At 62.0% G+C, this 17,112-nt stretch carries 14 protein-coding genes; all 14 read right to left on the minus strand.

Annotated features, from left to right (window positions below; translation table 11 throughout):
- Positions 1-282 precede the first annotated feature (282 nt).
- The 14 genes from G4L39_RS07495 to G4L39_RS07560 all read right to left on the minus strand — a co-directional run bounded on the left by G4L39_RS07495 (position 283) and on the right by G4L39_RS07560 (position 17,044).
- Positions 283-1,218: a hypothetical protein gene (locus G4L39_RS07495; RefSeq protein WP_165107152.1), complete on the minus strand. Its 936-nt coding sequence runs from the start codon at positions 1,216-1,218 to the stop codon at positions 283-285.
- Between the two features lie 156 nt (positions 1,219-1,374).
- The gene (locus G4L39_RS07500; protein ID WP_165107154.1) at positions 1,375-2,070 is read right to left on the minus strand and encodes a VPDSG-CTERM sorting domain-containing protein; all 696 of its coding nucleotides are present in this window, start codon (positions 2,068-2,070) and stop codon (positions 1,375-1,377) included.
- Positions 2,071-2,372: 302 nt separating this feature from the next.
- Positions 2,373-3,746, minus strand: coding sequence for a polysaccharide pyruvyl transferase family protein (locus G4L39_RS07505; RefSeq protein ID WP_165107156.1), 1,374 nt, complete (start codon positions 3,744-3,746; stop codon positions 2,373-2,375).
- On the minus strand, positions 3,743-4,897 hold the full coding sequence (locus G4L39_RS07510; RefSeq protein WP_165107157.1) for a CapA family protein: 1,155 nt from the start codon (positions 4,895-4,897) through the stop codon (positions 3,743-3,745). The genes G4L39_RS07505 and G4L39_RS07510 overlap by 4 nt, the downstream gene beginning before the upstream one ends.
- Positions 4,898-4,901: 4 nt before the next feature.
- Positions 4,902-5,600, minus strand: coding sequence for an LbetaH domain-containing protein (locus G4L39_RS07515; RefSeq protein ID WP_165107158.1), 699 nt, complete (start codon positions 5,598-5,600; stop codon positions 4,902-4,904).
- A gap of 23 nt (positions 5,601-5,623) precedes the next feature.
- The gene (locus tag G4L39_RS07520; protein WP_240893865.1) at positions 5,624-6,295 is read right to left on the minus strand and encodes a CatB-related O-acetyltransferase; all 672 of its coding nucleotides are present in this window, start codon (positions 6,293-6,295) and stop codon (positions 5,624-5,626) included.
- A gap of 61 nt (positions 6,296-6,356) precedes the next feature.
- Positions 6,357-6,617: a hypothetical protein gene (locus G4L39_RS07525; RefSeq protein ID WP_205880858.1), complete on the minus strand. Its 261-nt coding sequence runs from the start codon at positions 6,615-6,617 to the stop codon at positions 6,357-6,359.
- 29 nt (positions 6,618-6,646) lie between these two features.
- Positions 6,647-8,311, minus strand: a complete 1,665-nt coding sequence (locus tag G4L39_RS07530) for an amino acid adenylation domain-containing protein (protein WP_165107161.1) — start codon at positions 8,309-8,311, stop codon at positions 6,647-6,649.
- A 93-nt stretch (positions 8,312-8,404) separates the two neighbouring features.
- Positions 8,405-9,547, minus strand: coding sequence for an acyl-CoA dehydrogenase family protein (locus G4L39_RS07535; RefSeq protein ID WP_165107163.1), 1,143 nt, complete (start codon positions 9,545-9,547; stop codon positions 8,405-8,407).
- A gap of 232 nt (positions 9,548-9,779) precedes the next feature.
- Positions 9,780-11,288 (minus strand): oligosaccharide flippase family protein, encoded by a 1,509-nt coding sequence (locus G4L39_RS07540; protein WP_165107164.1) that lies wholly within the window; start codon positions 11,286-11,288, stop codon positions 9,780-9,782.
- Positions 11,289-11,321: 33 nt separating this feature from the next.
- Positions 11,322-11,792 carry a CatB-related O-acetyltransferase gene (locus G4L39_RS15415; protein WP_343203318.1) on the minus strand — a complete coding sequence of 157 codons (471 nt, stop codon included), beginning with the start codon at positions 11,790-11,792 and terminating at the stop codon, positions 11,322-11,324.
- A 492-nt stretch (positions 11,793-12,284) separates the two neighbouring features.
- Positions 12,285-13,967, minus strand: coding sequence for a DUF1565 domain-containing protein (locus G4L39_RS07550; protein WP_205880859.1), 1,683 nt, complete (start codon positions 13,965-13,967; stop codon positions 12,285-12,287).
- A 79-nt stretch (positions 13,968-14,046) separates the two neighbouring features.
- Positions 14,047-15,222 (minus strand): GNAT family N-acetyltransferase, encoded by a 1,176-nt coding sequence (locus G4L39_RS15785; protein ID WP_205880860.1) that lies wholly within the window; start codon positions 15,220-15,222, stop codon positions 14,047-14,049.
- Between the two features lie 346 nt (positions 15,223-15,568).
- The gene (locus G4L39_RS07560; protein ID WP_165107170.1) at positions 15,569-17,044 is read right to left on the minus strand and encodes a right-handed parallel beta-helix repeat-containing protein; all 1,476 of its coding nucleotides are present in this window, start codon (positions 17,042-17,044) and stop codon (positions 15,569-15,571) included.
- Between the last annotated feature and the right edge of the window lie 68 nt (positions 17,045-17,112).

Consider the following 17,112-nt stretch of genomic DNA (forward strand, 5'->3'; position numbering starts at 1 on the left):
CATCCGCCACATCGAATCGCGGGCGAGACCGCGTCCGCGCGGTCCGCAAGAATAACGGGCACAGTGGACTGTGCCCATCCCACGATGCTCCCCGGAAGAGACGGCGTCCTCGCCGTCCGTAAGAACACAGGCATAGGGGACTGCTCCCCTCCCGATGGCGTGCGCCGCCCAGTGAACAGGCACGGAGGACCGTGCCCTTCTCTGTGGTTTCTAACGACTAGAATGAGCGGCGTCACTTGTCCTCTGGGTCTCTACGCGTATCCTGCGCCTTACTTGCGTGCTCTAGTCCCTGTGCGAGTCGACAGAGAAGGACACCGGCGCGCCTGCGGCCGCCGTCTGTGTTGATGGCGGGTTCCCCTCGTTTACCGGCTGCCCGAGGAGCCGGCGCCAGAGATCCGGACGGAAGGTCCTCAACAGCCAACCGGTGACGGGGTGCACGTGCAGCCGCGCCGGCAAGGTTACCACCTCACAGCCTCGCTGGAGGTAGAACTCATCCACCGACTTCTCCCCTCCGCCCTTTCGCAGCCCTGCATAGATTTGCGCCACACCGTCCAAACGAGCACCGAGGACACGGACACCGTGCAACATCAGGCTGGCAACGTGACGTCGAAGGGCCTCGCCGGTTGCGAAAAACGTCGCATAAATCAGGGTGCGCCCCACCCGTTGCAGAACGCTCACCGCCCGCAGGCAGTCCTCACGCCACGCCCCCAGCACCAACACCCCGGGGTGCTGGAACACCTGCCGTGCCCATTGGGCAAAACAGGCCGGATCCAAACGGTCGGATCTGTACTTGTACCCCGTGCGACGTTGAAAATCGACATACACCGGGTACGCTGCGGAAAGCTCCTCAGGACCGTTCAAGGGTCGAACGGTGAAAACGCGTTCGGCTGTGCGAACTTCCCAGCGGCGTTTCTTCTCCAGACAATGGAGATCGTATCCTGCAACGCTTTTGAAAACCAAAAAGCTGATGGACCCGTTTGCCCATTCCGGATCGCACACGGCGTACTGCCACCCACCCCAGCTAGCGCCGCAGGGTGGACGCACAACCAAATGATTCAGCGGCTCGAAAACGAGCAAGGGACGGTAGAAGCCGGGTCGCACCCGCCGCCAGTAGATCCCGTCCGATTCAACCACAGTGGCCCCCATGGAGCGTTCGTAAGCCGCGTATTCGCCGTGGGTCATCGGTTGGAGGAAGACTCCATTCAGTGCCAAGGGCATAACAACGGTCCAGCAACCCTGTCGCGCTCCGGGCGAGACACGCGGTCAATGCAGGAAGGACCAACTAAAGGTGTGGGGCACAGAGGACTGTGCCCCTCCCACGATGTTCCCCGGGAGGTACGGCGTCTTGGCGGGCCGCAAGGCCGCGCCCTCCCGTCATTTGCTCGTCAACGTGACACGGCGGAGGGTCCAGAGCCCGCCCAGGGCGAGGATCAACAACGCCGCCGCACTGCCACTGTCCGGCACACGTGCGATCCTCAGTTCCCCCCCGGGCCATTCCCATCCCACCCACAATCGCAAATCCGCGTTCTTCGCGTCCCAGGCCTCCACCCAACCGCTGAGCACCATCTCGTACTCGTGCCCCGGGTTCACATTAAACCGGTAGGACTCCGACCAGGCGGAGACGGGTGCATCCATCAACTGCCACTGCAAAAGCACCTCGTCCAAGGTCAGATCCCGCAGGACAAGGCTCACGTTCTGTTCCCGGGCATTGTAATTCCACCATGCCTCGGCCTGCAGGGTGAAGGCCATCTCCGGCGCGTTGAACAGGAACCGCGTCCGGGACTCGGCCGCCACGGAAGCGCCGGTGCCGGGCAGGCTCCCCACACCGCCATCCGGGAGCGGCAACGTCCACGGCGCTGCATCCGCGGCAAGCCAGAGCGAGAAGGGGCCCACAGCCCCCCTCGACCACGACCAACCCTGTGAACCGAAGCTTTGGTTCCAAAACAGCAGATCCGTGCTGGTGGAAGCCCGGTTGAAGAGGCCGGTTTCCTTCCAGGCGTTGCCGTCGGAGTCCGATCCCGCCTCCAACCATTGACCGGACACACGCGACCGTTGGTCCGTGATGTTCACAATCGCCGCCGGTCCGGTCCCTGGCCACAAGCAAACGACAATCAAGATAGCCCATGACCGTAAACCGGGCCGTTTCAAACCGAATTGCCGTCCGTCTTTCATCCGATCCCTCCACTGGTCAAGCTGCCATTCGCATCCTGCATCGCAGGTTTCCCAATCTGTCCCAAATCCGGGCACAAACACCCTGCCCGGTACACCTCAGCATTTATCATGCCGGCTCCGCAAGGCCGGCGTTCGAAGGTACTGAGTCCCCGGGACGTGGGGCAATTCCCTGTCGGCCTGATCCTCCAGAACGCAGCCATTCAACCCCGACCGGCTCGTCCTGCAATGGCGGCCGGGGCCGATCGGGTCGATTCGGCCTCCGAGCCTCCTTCAAGGCCGTGGCCGGCCGCGACCCTGAGCAAATCACGAAAAATGCGGTCCAATTCTTGACGCGCGTGCGCCGCGGCTGTCTGCAACGGTGCACGAACCTCGTTCCGCCGCCGGTACAAGCGGAGCACGCGATCCACCGCCTCCCGATCGTTTGCTGTCCGTCCATCCACCACCCAGTCGCGCACGCCCACCGATTCGAACACTCCTTCAAATTTCCGACTGTAGGCCACGCCCACCGTGGGAACGCCCTGGGACAAGGCCGCAATGCAGGCGTGCATTCGCGAACCGATGAAGAAATCGCACAACCCGATCACGCCCTTGAGCTCCTGACAATCGTACCGGCCGGTCACCAGCCGAATCCGCCCGCGGAGGGGCTCCGGCAGTGCATCGCGCACGAGTCGGCAGGCCTCGGGATCGCTTTCCACGCTTTCTGCAGGCGCATATGTATGCGGCACCAGCCATAGTTCACCCGGGTGTTCCCGCAACAGGGCCTCCACAAGGCGCGGCAGGAAAGCCCGGTAATCGAGCCTCAGCCCGAACATGTTGGCGCGGGTATAGCCGCCGTTGTACATGAGGCCATTCACGTTCAATCCTATGGGCGGGCTGGAGCCCAAGATACCCCCCACGTTGCCGGGCAGTGGCGGGTCCAGCTCGATCCGGTCCGGTCTGCGCGCCTCCAGGGCAAAGGCCACGTCGGGGCTGAGCAACACCCGGCGCGTGTTGCCCACAAGGTTCTGTGCCACCCGTTGGCTTTCCCGATCCCGCGCCACAATGACCGGCGCCCGACGCAACAACCACCGGGCCAGAACACGCACCCAGCAACGCCCATAAGGCCCGTAAGTTTGGGGGAACTGTACCAGCCCGCCCTTGATGCAGATCACCGTCCAGGCCGCCGCAAACCCGAGCAAAAAGCGGCGCCACCCGTAGATGTCACTGAAACTGTCCCCGCCCCGGATGTCTCCGGCGAAATCCACCTCCTCCAGGGCCGCGATCCATGGCGTGTGACGACTCAGCCAGCGCCTCAGCGGCGGCCATGGCACGGCGCGATACAACAGGGAAGCGCAAAGGATCCAGGCAAGGTGCTCCTGCAGCCGTGCCCGGGGCGAGAGCCGGTAATTCACCACGCGCACGTTCCGGAGTTCATCACCGACGCGGAAGGTCACGTCGCAGGGTTGATGATGTCCCACGAACATCACCACATCCGTTGCACCCGCCCGAAAGCAAAGGGAAACCAGCGAGGCCCCCAGCGCCATCACGCCCCGGTTGCCCGAACTCACCGGCGTGCCCAGGATGCCAACCCTCACGACGACTCACCTCCCGGGGGATACCACCAACGGTCAAACACGGTCTGCAGCATCTCCCGATGCGTTTCGCACAGGATCATGTTTCTGACCCCGCGCATGCGTCTCTCGCCCGGCCACAACCGCTCCACCCATCCCCTGCGGTTCAACCATCGCAGGATCCGGCCATGGCCGAGCACCGTGCTGATCGCGTCATGCCGGTTTTCCTGGCAAAACCTGAGCCACTCGTCCTCCACCAAGGCCGGATCAGCGACTCGCCGATTCCGTGCTTCCATCCGTTCATACCACGCAGAGGCGTCGGCCGTGTCCAGCAGCCGGGCACCCGGAGGTGGTTTGGATTGACGGAAGGGAATGCAATCCATGACCGCCGCTTTTCCACGCTCCAGTTGCAACCGCACCAGGAAGCCCTCGTGAAAACCCGGTTTGTCCCGGTAAATCGGCTCGTCCATCACCAGCGCGCCCTGGCCGTAGACAATGTAGCCGTGACGGTACTGTTCCCATCCCCCGAGCTGATGCGGGTGCTGGACCACAACGGCGGTCGCCCCCAAATCAACCAGGAAGCGGCATACCCGCTGAACTTGCGGAGTAACGGGCTGAAATTCCGCAGCTCCGTGATAGAGCACAATCCAGTGGTCCCACTCGTGCGCCTCGGTCCTGACCCGCCGAACCAGGTCAATCACATCCAGGGGGTTGGCGCCGGGAGCGGCGGGGCCGGCGATGGAGAACTCCCGTTCCGCCACCGACACGAAACCCACCTTCAGACCCCCCAGGTCGGCTACGTGTGGACGGGCCGCCTCGTGAAGATTCAAGCCGGCGCCCACCGTGGCAATGCCGGCCCTCCGGCAAACCTCCATGGTGCACCGTAGACCCGCTTCCCCGTGATCCATGATATGATTGTTGGCCAGGTTGATGAGCCCGATCCCGGCGGCACGCAAGGCCTCAACGCAATGTACCGGCGCGCCAAATATGGGTCCTGTTTTCCGGATGGGGGACTCGTGTTCGATGAGCGGGCACTCCAGGTTGGCCACCACCAGGTCTGCCTCCCGAAACAGCGGCAAAAGATCATGGAACAAAGCCTCCGCATCACCGCGTTCGAAGTACGGGAGATTCTCACCAATGGGACACAGGTCAGCTCCGATGAGCACCGACGCCATGGCATCAGCTTTCCGTCTCCCGATCATGCCCGGCAGGTTGCGCTGCCTGTTCACCGGGCCGACCGCTCATCGTCTCGAAAAGATCCCGTGGAGAACGTTCCCACCAACGGGAAGCTACGCAGGCTGCGATCTCGGCCTTGGAGATCCGCCACCCGACCACCCGCGCAGGAAACCCGCTCACGACAGCGTAATCCGGTACGTCCATGCATACGACCGAGCCGGGCTGCACCACCGCACCCACTCCGATACGCCGGGTCGGCGGAACCACAATCACGTTATGCCCCAGCCACGCGCCGTGTCCGATCTCCAACTCGCCAAAGGTCAGGGCGGCACCGGACACTTTTCCCATTTCCGGATTGTAGAAAAACCCATGGGTCGACAACAAATCGGAGGGATGGTTTCGCGTAAATGTGCGGACGGTGTCTGCGATCCAGCAATACCGCCCGACAAGCGTGCCCCGATGAAATACGCCGGGCTTCTCTCGCCACGGCCAATGGCTATATGCGCCGATATGCAGACCATGATAACGCCATAGAATCTCCCGGATGGTCAGCGAAAAGGCAGGACCGCCCTCCCATTGGACAATGCACCTTCGGAGTGGCCGGCGCAGCGTCTCGCTCCCACACCTCTTGTAGAGTGGCAGCAACCAACGGGCGCGCCCGAGCATCCCATCCAACGACCCCTGTTCCGCAGCGTGATGCATTCAGTCCTCCACCCGGCGTCACCTCAGCGGCCCTCGTTGACCTCAATCGGCCGGTTCAACTGAATCCCGAGATCAATCAATTCGTCGATGGATTTCAACCACCATTGTTCGGAAAGTAACTTTTCCACCGTCGCCGGCCGGAACCGGTACCGTACAACCCGGGCCGGGTTTCCCGTGACCACAGCGTAGGGCGGCACATCCTCGCGCACAACCGACCCCGCACCTACAATCGCGCCATGTCCCACCCTTGAGACGGAGGGCAACAGAACCGCATTGTGGCCGATGTAAACGTCGTGGCCCACGACCGTTCCCTCCTTCCTCAGATTCAGCGGTGCCGACCTGGGCGCGCCCGGGACCCATGCCGGTCCCCACCGCACCAATCCCGCGGGCCCGTCCTCTTCCAACACCCGCGCCGTGTAATAGATCGAGCAATAACGCCCGATCACCGTCCCGGGTGCAAAGTTGTCGGGACCCGCCTCACACGGGCCGATGGTGTACATGCCCACCGTGACGCCGTGGTAGCGCTTCAGGATCTCCCGGACGCTGACAGAATACACCGGTCCTCCCTCCAAACGCATCACCAGCCGACGCAACGATGCCTGGAAACCGCGGCTCACACGGCCATACACCCGTACAGCAACGCAGCGCCCCAACCATGAGCTGAAACCCTCCGACTTTTGCGACGTCGCCGGCATGGGCTGCAGGCTTTATCTCCGCTCGGCGGTCCCCCCACCAGCCGCGGCTATTATGCGGACGTCAGGAGCGTTCTCCTTCGGCGCGTTTCGAATCCACAAACCGGGCCAACCGCTCCAAGGTTCCAAAGTGTTCCTCGCCCACATCGCCGTCGCCGACCCTGATCTGAAAGGTCTCCTCCAGAAACTGAATCAGGCGCAGCAATCCCAGCGAGTCCAGCAATCCGCCGGGTCCTACCAGCGGCTCGGTTGCGCCGAGGGCCTCGCGGGTTCCTACAAGGATTTCCTCCACCAGAAATCGTTCGATCAAGGTTTGAGTTTCCATGGTCGGTTTCAGTTCACGTGCTCGTTTCATCAATCGGAAGCCCTGGGATCACTCTTCATGCCGCCACCGTCGCCTTCAGCCCTTCGCGGCGGTGCACTGGACCCCAGAAGCGCCAAAAGCGCCGGACGATCCGTCTTGCCGGTCGAGGTCCGCGGGAGCGCGGACAGAAAATGGAATTTCTCCGGGACCATGTATGGCGGCAGATGTTGCCGACAGAATGCTGCCAGCTCAGCCGGCGGAAGCTGGCTCTGCTCGAAGCTGACGACAAATGCCTGCAGCCGGTTGCCCACGAAATCATCGGGTATCGCCACCACTGCAGCTTCCTTGACCAGAGGATGCCGGTACAAAACGGCCTCAATGTCCCCAAGTTCGATTCTGTATCCGCGGCTCTTGACCATGTGATCTCTTCGCCCAATGAACAGCAACGTGGTTCCGTCCTCGGCCAGCTTGACCATGTCTCCCGTCCGGTACACCAGCTCCGCGTATCTGTCTTGAAGGGGATTCTGCAGGAACGATCGTGCGGTCTTCTCGGGATCACCCCAGTAGCCCTGCGCCACAGTGGGACCCCGCACCCAAAGTTCACCCTCCGTCCCCGGCGTCTCCACACGTTTCCCGCTGCCGTCCAGAACAAACACCTGTGTGTTTTCGCATGCACGCCCGATGGGGAGAGCGGCAGGGGCATCCTCTGCCACATCCTGCGGCGTCACCTTGTAGTACGTGCACACATTGGTCTCGGTGGGGCCGTACAGGTTGTAGTACTCCGCATGCGGGACTGCGCGCACAAGCCTTCGGAGGTATTTGACGGGAAAGACCTCGCCGGCAAACAGAATCAGCCGCAGCGATGCGAGATCATGACACTCGAGGCGTCCGTATTGGACAAGAAGGCTGAGGATCGACGGCACCATGTAGGTTATCGTGATCCTTTCGTCCTGCCAGAGGTCGGCCAGTTTCACAGGCAGCGCCGCCAGCCCCTCCGGAACGATCACCACCGTCGCCCCGGCCATCGCGGTGGCGTAAAGGTCAAATGTGGACAGGTCAAAGTGCAGCGGTGCCATGCTGGTCGCTCTGTCGTCAGGGCCGAGGCGGAACGTGTGGAAAGCCCAATGAACAAACGCCAGACATGTCCGATGGGTGATCATCACTCCCTTTGGGGTTCCTGTGGAACCCGAAGTGTAGAGGATATACGCCAAATCGGTCTCGATCGTGCCCGGGTCCACCGGCCCGTCCTCCTCGGCATCAATCGCCTGCGGGCCCGGGACGCTGCACGGCACGCCACCCCCATGCTCCCATTCGATCTCAGCCGTAATGGAAACCACCACGCGCAAGGGTGCCCCCGCGCCGAACAGAGCGGACGTGAGTTCCGCATGGGCGGCATCCACGATGACCACCTGCACGCCGCAGTCCCTCATGATGTACGCCACTCGCTCCACCGGCGCCTGCGGGTCCAACGGCACGTAAATCCCGCCGGCCTTCATGATTCCATACACGGCCTGCACCGATTCAAGGGACTTGTGCAGCCACAGCCCGACGCGATCCCCCGGGCGCACACCGCTCCGGCGCAGCAGACGCGCCAGCCTGTTACTGCGGGCCTCCAGCTCGCCGTAGCTCCACCCGCGGCCCATGAAGCGAACCGCAGTGCGGTTCGGATGACGCTCCGCCGAGCGTTCCAACAGATGCGGCAAAAGATATTGCATGGATTTCCTTTCGCAAACAGTCACCCCGCCGCGAAACATCCTGCCGCCCAGACCGCTGGCGGGCGGAAGTATCGACCCCCCGGGGACAACCGTTCAAAGCCCCAACAGCGAGGCGATCAAGTTGCACTGGATTTCGTTTGTCCCCGAGTAGATCCGGCTGCCCAATGCATCGCGCAGTTCCCGATCCAGCCCCGTTTCGACGCGGTACCCCAGCCCCCCGTGCACCTGGATGGCATCTTCGCAGGTTGCCACCCAGGCTTCGCTAATGTACTTCTTCGTCAGGGCGGCTTCCAGGTAGGCCGGCCTTTTTTCCGACAACAACCAGGCAGTTCGGTAGAGCAAAAGCCTTGCGACTTCGAGCCGCTCCTTCATGGCAACCAGACGGGAAGCGATCTGTTGATACTTGCCGATGGCCTGACCGTACTGTCTCCGCTGGCGGGCATATTTCACGGACATTTCCAAAACCCGCTGCATGGCACCCACTGCACTCGCGAGAATGCAGCCCCGCTCCCAGGTCATGGATCGCGTAAAGACAAACGCTCCCGCCCCTTCGTCGCCGAGTCGGGCATCCGCTGGAACCCAGCAATCCGCAAAGCTCACCTCACCCGTGGGCGACGTGCGTAAGCCCATTTTGTTGATGGGGCGGACGGATACGCCGGCCGTCCCGGTCTCCACGAGGAATACTGTGATCCCCGCCGGCCCCAGCCGGGCATCCAGGGTGGCGTACACTGTCAGCACGTCCGCCACGGGGGCGTTGCTCACGAACGACTTGTGCCCGTTCAACAGGTAGCCGTCGCCCTGCCTCTGCGCGGTGGTTTGCAACGCGAACGCATCCGAACCTGCATTCGGCTCGGTCATTGCATTGCCCCCAATGCCGCGGCCCCGGCACAGTCGGGGCAACCACTTCTCCTTCTGCTCCCGTGTTCCAAGTGTGAGCAAGGGTACGACCACCGTCCACAGGTGCGCATGAAGCGAAAACAACAGCCCGTTGTCAGCGCAGGCGTACCCAAGCCGCTCCAAGCAGCCAACGGTCGTCAGGGGATCACACCCAAGACCGCCATATTCCCGGGGCACCGGGAGTCCCGGCAGTCCGAACCGCCCCATCGCCTCCCAGCCACCCCGATTGAACGACCCCTCCCGATCCGCCTCCACCAAGTCCCTCGAAAGCTCGGCCCTGGCGAAGGACTCCACCTCTGAAAACAAACGCTTTTGTTCCTGGTTCCAGCTAAAATCCACCGTGACCTCCCCACACTCTGCGGGTTTTTGAGCCGACCCAACGGCTGGCGTTCTGCCACGCGCCTGCCTCGGGTCTACACCCCGAATACTGTCTCGCAGGGGTGCACCGGATCCTTCCCTTCAAGAGCCCGCCCCGGCTCCGGATCAATGGCCGATTCTGCGGCCAGTTTGGGCGCCCCTCCAGGAATGCCGACTCTCACACCCCGGATTCCACCGCTCCCGGAAACCGGCATCAGGACGGTCCCTGACATGCCTCGGGAGCCCGCACGGGTTGCCCATCCATCCACCGACGCAAAGCCGTTAGGGCTCCTGCGCTCCGCAATCCTTGCCATAACACCACGGCTTCGCGCCGTAACACAGGTATCGACAGCACCACCAGCATGCCGGCAACCAAGGAGCTTGCTGCCGTGGCAAGCACGCCCGCCCACGCAGGAAGGTCGGCCACCCAGTATCCCAGCATCCCGCTCGCGGCGGCCACCATCACCATCATCAACGCCGGTCGGAGGGTGAGTGGGATCGGAATCCGATGCAACCGCCAGAGGCGCCATACACACACCGCCGTAGCCAGCCCCTCACCGACCAGCCCGCAGGCCGCCACCATCCAAAGCGGCTTCCCCTGCCACGCCAGCCAAAAGGCCGGCCCAAGCGATACCGCCCGCCCCAGGTTGGCAAGCAGTTGGCTTTGAGAGTCGCCCTGGGCAATGTTTGCCACCGCCACTCCCATACGAAGGGCACGGAAACCGGCCACGGCTGCCAGCCAACTCATCACCAGACCGGCGCCAACATACTTCGGCCCATACACCAGCCGCATCAAGGCCTCTGCGCCCACCATCAACGCCGTGGTGGACACCGCCGCGTAAAGCAACATCCCGGCCATAACCTGACCATAACGCCGCGCAAACGCGACCGGATCGTCCTGCTCCCGCGCCACCAGGGGCAGCGCCACGGAGTTGAACACTTTGCCAAACACGAACTGTGGCGCCATGACCAACGAGACCGCGGCGGCATAGGGCGCAAGGTCCGACAGCGAATAGAACGTGGCCACGAGGAATTGGTCCCCCTGCATGATCCCAAACATCAGGAACCCCGTGAGGACCAGCGGCCACCCGAATTCCAACATTCGGCGCGCGTAGGCCCCGTGCCACACCCATCGGTACGGTCGCTCCGCCAGAAGGTGCGACAGCAGCAGGCTGAGGACGGCCTTGCCGATCAGCAGGACCAGGACCGCACGGTAGTCACCCAGCCACCAGGCCACCGGCCAGGCAGCCAGAGTCATGGCCACCTGCGGAATCGCCTCCACGGAAGCCGAAGGTCCGAATCTGAGGTGCCGTTCGTATCGCTGCGTATCCAGGTGTTGCAGGCCGCGCAGCAGCACAACACCCGCCAGGACCATCAGGGCCCAGGCATGTTCCGGGACCCCGAACCAACGGGCTAACCAAGGTGAGGCGGATACAATCAGGCCTGCGCTCACCGCCGCCGCCATCGCCTGCAATGTATGTCCCGTGGCGACGAACTCGGGATCATCCCCTTCCTTGTCCCGGACCAGAAAGCGGCCGATACTCAGCTTGGCCGTCAGCTCCAAAAGGCTCATGACCATGCCGAACACGGCCGCCATTCCGAAGTCGGCCTTGCTCAGCACGCGGGCCAGAATCATGTTCCGGACGAACGAGGCTCCATAGCCAACGCCTTCGCCCAGTGCCACGCAGGCCGTGCCCTTGAATGCTTGCCGACGCACTGACATACTCTTCATCAAGACGCCCAGCGGGGGTACCAGTCAGCCTGCGCCAGGAGGATGCACCGTCGCCGCCCGCTCCTCATGTCTGGTCCGCGCGGGAAAGGCCTTTCGGAAACGTTCCAAACGTTCGCCTTCCAACGGCCCGGTGAAAAGGTCCAGATGCTGCACAATTCTCTCCCACGGTTCCCACCACCACTCCGAAGCGGCGACAACGGCCTCCACCTCCGGTGCAAAACGTTTGCGCACGAGCCTGGCCGGAACTCCGGCCACAACCGTGAACGGAGGGACGTCGCGCGTGACCACGGCACCGGCGCCGATGATTGCGCCGTTGCCAATGGACCTGCATCCGGGCAGTATGATTACCCTCGCACCGATCCAAACATCATGGCCGATCACCAGAGGGTTCTTCTCCGGATCCGGCAATACATCCTCCGGGATCCACCCCGGATCCCGTCGATAAAACAGGGGATGCTGGGACACAAAGTCCACCGGATGATTTCTACGAAGCACGACCAGCCCCTCCGCGATGCTGCAAAATCTGCCGACCCTGGTGCCCGGCGGCAAGCTTCCCGGTTTGAGGTCCGGCCCGTATGAAAACTCCCCAAATTCAACCCGATGGTAATGCAGCGCAATGCGTCGCCAGGTCGCTGAAAACATGACTCCCCCGTCAAACCGACGGAGGAGCTCACGCACCGCGGGCCTCAGGCACCTCCACCGGTAGCAGTGGAAGCACATCCACTCCAACAATCTTGAATGGGCCGGACAATCCCGGCGGCTCTGCGCTACGTACTCTCCAGCAGGCAGGACGCGCCCCGAACTCATTTCCCCGCTTATCGTCGCCCTCCAACGTCCACTTTGCTCATCCCATTTGAGACCGCATCCACCTGAATGCTCCAACACTTGAGCAATTCAACGGCTGACACTTCAAGGCCTCACGAACCTTTGCACCCCCGGGCGCACATCTGCCGATGATCATGAACCGGCCCCCCCACCTGCAGGTTCTCATCGGCGAAGCCGGAACCACATCCCGGGCTCATCCGCAGGCACCCGCACCTGCCATCCGCTTTCCGTGGCTTCCACCGGCCGGGCCACTACCGACCAGGGTCCCTGAGGATTCGGTGCCCATTCGACCGTCCAATTCCAGATCGAGCGCGGCCACCTGATTCCCACCTCGCGGTCGTTCAACCTTACGATGTCCAAAGTCACACTCTCCACGTACGGCAGCTCATAGGCTCCAATCGTCGCTCCACCGACACCTGCGCCAAGGAGCCTCGAATCAGCTCTCAACCGCAAACCGTCATCGGCCGTGAACGGAACTCCATCCGGCCCCAAGGGGTCGTCCACGTTACGGAATCCCGGATCGCCTCCGTTCAAGTCGGGCGACTCCGGCCAGCTCGACTTTGCAGCATACAGTGGGGGCGCCCCCGCAACAAAATTGCCGCCCAGCACCGCGCTTTCTGTGGAGCCAATGAAACGGTACCAGCCCACCTGATCCTCGCTGACAGCTCCAGCAGGTTGTCCGCAGTCCACAAACAGGTTGTTTTGAATCACGACATTCGTTGCATAGTTCTGCGCATCCACGATGATGGGATGACTCTCACGTTGGACAGCCACATTCGAGCGCTTCGCCACCCGCAAGAAGGTGTTGTGCTCGACAATCGTGTTTGGGAACACTAGACTTAACCATCCGATATCAATGAATACGTTGTGACGAATAAAAAGCGGCCCACTGACCGTAGCGTTCCGCTTCTGCGCATTGATCACTCCGATCACGTTCTGAACAAAATTGTTCGTAAACCAGATGTTCTCGTAACGCACGGGCCAATTGTCGAAAATGTCGGGTGACGGCTCGTAGACCCCCCAACCGAGGTTCCGAAACCAATTGCCCTGAACAATGTGATTGGTGCCTGTCCAAAATAGCAAATCCCATCCATTGTTATTCTCGATGACGTTATACTCGAAGCAATGGCCGACACCCTGCAGGAATACATAGCGATAACTGAGGTTGCTCAGACGGTTGCTTCGAAATCTGCAGTCAGCCGTACCACTCCCGGTCAAAAGTCCGTATTGGGCGCTTCCGCTTATGTACACAGGCTTGGGCCCTTCGGCCTGTATCGTTTGGCTGGTCAGCCGCAGCTCGGTATCAGTTACCTCCGCAACGACGAAGCTGCCGGCGTTCGCAACTGCCTGATTACTTCCTCTCATAACGAGGATCGTTTGCCCGGGATGGAAGCCCGCCTGCAGGAACCCGCCGGCGGGGCTCCGGATGCGGTCCGGCGGCACAAATTCGATGTCGTCTCGTTTGATCGCCATTCCATCGCGAATGGTGCAAGCCAGAAGCTCAAAACCGTAGCCGCCATTATTGACTCGTACGTACGCGTCCAGGTTCTGCGCGGCCGAATGGCCGGTGATGTCAAAGCCCTCCACCGTCACATAAGGATGGTTGATGATAAACCCGCGCATTTCGACCGTTCCCATGGCCTTGAACCGGATCCTCGCTTCCTCAGAGCTGCCACCACGAATGGTGGTGATCCGCTCGGGGTAAACACCACTGTGCACCAGGACCGTATCACCGGGCTGCGCGCTCTGAACGGCCCTCTGAATGGTTCGCCAGGGAGCCTGTTCCGTACCCTCGGCGGCGTCGTCTCCACGGACATCCACGTGATACGTGGCGCCCCACGTCATGGCCATTGTTGCGGCAAGCGCTATTGGAAGCCCAGCCGCAACCTTGCGGCGCGACGAATACAAGACTCTTGGTAGATCCTTAGTAGTCATAGTGCAGCCATAGGCTCCACTGGGGCCGTTTCCAACGTTCTGACAGTCTCGGCTGGATGCGCCTGTACCACAGCTTATGGTAACCCACCCGCAGCGCTCCCTGGATCATGCGTGCAAGGAGCCGCCGAGCGGTCGGTCCCGCACCCCGCTTCGCAAACCGCAGGACCCACACCGGATATTCCCGGGCACCGAGACGCAGCTTGTATTCGTAGTGTCCCAGGCCGCCTTCCACCCATTTGCATCCTTCCCGAATGGCCTCCGCGATCAACAGCATCAGCACGGTGGGGCCCAGGCTGAACCGACTCCAGCGCTCGTCCGGCGCTCTGGCGGGCAGTTCCCAATACCACCGATCGCCGTGAGCGAACGCGTACTGTCCGCCAATATGCTCCTCCCCCGCCCAGAGCTCCATGATTCGGACCCTGCCACGAGTTGAATGAGCAGCCACGAGGCTGCGATTATACTCGGCGCCTCGTGGCCACGCGCCAAAGTGGCCGGGAAGGCCCTCCGCGCGCCATTGCCGCGAGTGCAGGTTGATGAACCGCTCAAATGCACGCTCCAACTCCGGTCCTGGCTGCGTCCACGTGACCAATCTGACCGGATATTCCTTTCGCAACAGCCGCAACTCGTATTTTCTGCGGTTCTTCTGCTCATTCTTGCCCAGAGCGCCGACGTACTGCTCATAGGACGGCAGCAACGGGAACAGCGTATGAACCTCGGCCTGCGCCGCCTTGAAAGGAGATGGGCTCCCCATTTCATCGGGTGCCGTAATGGTACGTCTCCATCCCTCTCGTGCTTCGGACACCGGTCCCAGGCTCAGCACATCACACTCCTGCTGCAGACGTCCCCATGCCATTGCCAGGCAAGACGCCACGAAATCGGGATGCATGGGCGGATCAAACACCTTGGGCGGAATGTTTGCACCCACCAGCCGCGCCACCCTTATGCCCAGGGGCCCGGGGCCCACGCATTGAATGTAAAGCGGCAGCAGTCCGACAACTTCCCCGTCCTTCTCGAACCAGAAAAGCCGGAGCGTGCACCCCCGGCCATAAAACGCCCACCAGGTGCGCAACCAGTCCCACGTCATGTAGACGGAGCCGCCCAATCGCTCGACCGCCGCGTCCCACTCGGCCTGGCCAAACGGGGAAGCTTCAAACTCCGAGCACACCCCCCAATGAAGGTCCTTGCCGGCTGAGGATACGGGCGCAGGGCAACCCTGCGGTATCGAGGATGCGGATCTCATTGTGTCCTTCGTTGGGAAGATGCCCCGGGGCGCTGAAGGGGGTAGCCTCCTTTTGACGTTTGGCCAAAACCTTTCCCGCGCAGCTGTCCGGTCTTCGCATCCGGAGAGTCAGCAGGTGCTGAAGCGGTGGCCCACGGCAGCCTCAGACTGAACCACGGAAGCGCCACTGCGCAGTACGAGCAGTCCGGGGCGCACAGGAAGGATGTCAAGTCCCAACCCGCCTGCGACCTCTCCACGCAGGCCACTGCTCCGGCAATAGCCCCGCCGTGAGCTACAGATTTCGCGGTTCACCGGGAGGACCGATGAACCTGATGCGGGGTGGCCGAACCTGCCGTGATCCACCCCCTTCTTCATACACGTAGGGCCCGATGTCCCATGCGCCGGAACGGGTGCGCCCGAGAATGTCGGTGGCAAAGAGCCCGCCCAGATTGAGTCCTCGACCGATTAGTGGACTCCCGTCGCGGAGTCGGAAGTCCAGGACTGCAAGGTTTACAAAGTCGGGATCGCCGCCATTGATCCCGTGGGGCTCCCACCACTTGCCCCAGGTGGCCCAACCCCCGGGATTACCAATGGGTCGCTGCAAGGGGTCCTGTTCCACCGGTGCAAATCCGGCCTTGGCCACGTAGTTGTAGTCGGCAACCACATTGGTCAGATTTTGCGCAAAGGCGTACCAGCCAACCGTGATCCGCGAGTCACCGCAGTCCAGGAAGATGTTGTTGATCACCTGACAGCCATGGGCGTAGTTGGTCCCCGATTGCCCGCTGTAGGAGGTTGTATAAGCCCGCGTGCCAAACGACAATGCATGTCCACCGTTGGTCTTGTTGCAACGATAGAAGATGTTGTTGAAGTATTTGACCTCGGGAATGGTGCAACTGGCCTGCAGGGCGATGTCCACGAAGACGTTGTTCCGGAATGTCCAGTCCCGGATCTCGGGGACCAGGTTGCCCTCCAACTGGGTCAATTGTCCGCCCCAGACGCCAATTACCCAGTTCCCCTCAATCACATGACCCATGCTCCCGTCCCCGTTGTTGCCGAAGGTCTGGATAAAATCCGGGTGGTTCCCAATGCCCTCATAGATGTAGTTGTTCGAGCAAACGTTGAACCCAATGTAATGGCCACGCCCGAACACGCGGAAAAAGTCCACGGCACCACCGTCATGGATAAAGTTCCCCACCACCCGGTTCGAGTCGCCCATGACATTGACCATGGTGATGCCAAGGACGTTGCGCACCTCGTTGCTGATTACCAGACAGAAACTGGCTGCTTCCCCCTCGCCAAACGGCTTTGTGCGCGGGCTGTTCCAGCCAATTCCGTACACCCTCGGACTAAGCCGGGCGTCCACGACACAGTTGGAAAGCACACCAAAATGGCCTCCGCGATCGAAATACACCAGGTGCGAATATGCCTGGGTCACGCCGGTAATGTGCAGATTTTGGACCGTAATCCAGGGATGACGGAAGGTGAACTGGCGGATGGTGGCGTGGCCCTGGCCATCCAGCACGATACGGGCGTCCGGGGCACCACCCCGTACGCTCGTCACGGCCTCATTATAATGACCCGCCGATAGCAGAACCACATCACCCGGCTGGGCCGCGTTCATGGCGGCCTGAACGGTGGGCTGATCCTGCGGCACCCGGATGGTGGCAGCCCGAACCTCGGTCAATGCGCACAGACCAAGGAGGACCTGGAAAATCCGGCGCAGTCGCCGCGTCCCGGCCGAGTTGAGTTCCGGCGGTCGTCTTCGCATGCCCAGTTCACCTCATCGCGTGTCCTCCGGAACTTAAGCATCTCGCGTGCCGGAAGGACGGCCAGTTT

It is taken from the genome of Limisphaera ngatamarikiensis (assembly GCF_011044775.1).
Taxonomy (GTDB): domain Bacteria; phylum Verrucomicrobiota; class Verrucomicrobiia; order Limisphaerales; family Limisphaeraceae; genus Limisphaera; species Limisphaera ngatamarikiensis.